Here is a 427-nt window from a genome sequence, read left to right as displayed (position 1 = left end):
CCTCTATCCTGACATCCGTGCTACGCCACCATCCATGGTGGATTCCCTGAGTTTCCGTATTGTCTTTGTCGCTTCCTGCGCAATGTCCTGACGGTTAGAAGATTACGCATCTCTGCGAGGGGGAGAAAGCAGCCAAAACCACCGCCGTTTGTAAGCCTTGGCTTACACGCTGTAATAGTTCCGCTCGCCGGACCGACGGCAACACCCAGCCGCCGGGAGCTTGCCGTGCGTCAAGATGATCTGCGCCGGGCCCGCTACAGTGGCCAGTCCCCTCATCATCGCGAGCCTTCCCAGCATGGAATTCCAGCGCGTCCACCAGCAGTTGCTGCAAAGCCACCACCTGTTCGAACCGCTTTCTCCCGTCCAGCTCCAGGAACTGCTCGCCAGCAGCGACCTGGTCAACCTCGACAAGGGCGCCTACGTGTTC

General features: G+C 59.5%; 1 pseudogene. It reads left to right on the top strand.

The annotated features are described in order from the left end of the window. Window positions 1-295 precede the first annotated feature (295 nt). A pseudogene (locus tag ACLJNW_RS23280) lies at window positions 296-427 on the top strand (Crp/Fnr family transcriptional regulator); the annotation flags it as partial.

The organism is Salmonella sp. SAL4457, from assembly GCF_046548235.1.
GTDB lineage: Bacteria > Pseudomonadota > Gammaproteobacteria > Enterobacterales > Enterobacteriaceae > Salmonella > Salmonella enterica.
Note: the sequence above shows the minus strand (reverse complement) of the source record. Positions and strands in the feature narration are given on the sequence as shown.